This window comes from Vibrio sp. Vb0937, assembly GCF_033338855.1.
The window spans coordinates 1-1,624 of sequence record NZ_JAWOTK010000131.1; the positions used below are offsets into that span (position 1 = coordinate 1).

Genomic DNA, 1,624 nt, shown 5'->3' on the forward strand with positions numbered 1-1,624 from the left:
CCTAAAACGCTATGACGATTACGCCGAGTTCATGTACTCACAAAAAATCATCGAAACGCTACCAAAAGCGAAAGATTACGTACCGAGCTTTGACTAATTACGAGGCAGTCTCATTATGAAATACCAAGATTTGATCGACGCTTGCCGCCAAGATTGGCAAGAATACACTGAGCATGCCTTCGTGCAGCAATTAGCTAAAGGCACACTGGCTCAACCTTGTTTTCTGCATTACTTGAAACAAGATTTCTTATTCCTAAAACAGTACGCGCGAGCTTATGCGCTGGCAATCTACAAAGCACGTACGTTAGACGACATGCGCCGCGCACTACCAAGCGTACATGCGCTTTTAGATTCAGAGATTACCCACCATGTTACCTACTGCGGCCAGTGGGGATTAACGGAATCGGATCTCGAAAACGAGCCGGAAGATTTTGGCACGGTGGCTTACACGCGCTACGTATTGGATGCAGGCATGACGGGCGACTTAGTTGACTTGTATGCCGCGCTCGCCCCTTGCTCCATCGGCTACGCCGTCATTGGTAAAATGCTGATTGAAGATGAAAACACGGTATTCGAAGGCAATCCTTACGCAAGTTGGATTAACTTGTACGGCGGTGAAGAGTTCCAATCAGGCGTGGCAAGTGGGGCCGAACACTTTAACCAGTTGCTGGCTGAAATCGACATCTACAGCCAGCGCGGTCAAAACCTGATTCAGGTCTTCAAAACCGCAACGCGTATGGAAGTGGCGTTTTGGCAACAAGGTCTAAACGCGCAATAAGGTTAATTGGAGAATCTCATGTTAATAGAACAAATCACTCAAGCATTAACCGCAGTGCGTCAGCAAAAGCCTTTAGTCGTGAACATTACCAACTACGTGGTGATGAACAACACGGCGAACGCTTTGTTGGCTATCGGAGCTTCGCCAATCATGGCGCATTCAAAGCAAGAAATGGCAGAAATGATGTCGTTTGCTGGCGCTTTGGTGATCAACATCGGCACCCTAGACAGCGTTTGGACGCCGCGCATGAGCTATGCCGTCGAGCAAGCCAACTCGAACGGTAAAATTGTTGTGCTCGACCCTGTCGGTTGCGGTGCAAGTTCACTACGCACCGAAACCTCGCGCGAAATCGCCCGCCTTGCAAACAAGTTAATCATTCGTGGTAATGCTTCCGAAATCATTGCTCTCGCTGGTGAGCAAGCGCAAAGCAAAGGTGTAGATGCACTCGACAGTAGTGATGCAGCCCTTGGGGCGGCTCACTTCTTAGTTGAAGAATGCGGAGCAAGTGTGGTGATCTCCGGCGAAACTGACTACATAGTGACAAAAGAGCAAACCGTCCAGCTGAATAATGGTCACGAGATGATGCCATACGTAACGGGCATGGGCTGCACACTAACGGCACTGACTGGCGCTTTCGCAGCAATCGGCGACGAAACGGGCCTTGCTGCAGCAGCGGTGCTTGGCGTTGTGGGGGAAATTGCGGCTGAGCAAGCGCGAGGGCCAGGTAGTTTACAAATGCATCTTTTGGATGAGCTTTACCAACTGGATGAAGAAACACTGGCAACACGTCTTACATTACAAGTGAGATAAATCGCTTCTCAATGCTTTAAACGCCTCTCACTCCAA

At 49.4% G+C, this 1,624-nt stretch carries 2 protein-coding genes; both read left to right on the forward strand.

What is annotated here, in order from left to right; genetic code table 11:
* The first annotated feature begins 115 nt into the window (after positions 1-115).
* Entirely contained in the window at positions 116-778 is a 663-nt protein-coding gene (gene tenA, locus R7P67_RS23750; protein ID WP_021484408.1) for a thiaminase II, read from the forward strand.
* A gap of 18 nt (positions 779-796) precedes the next feature.
* On the forward strand, positions 797-1,588 hold the full coding sequence (thiM, locus tag R7P67_RS23755; protein WP_318086184.1) for a hydroxyethylthiazole kinase: 792 nt from the start codon (positions 797-799) through the stop codon (positions 1,586-1,588).
* The last annotated feature ends 36 nt before the right edge of the window (positions 1,589-1,624 follow it).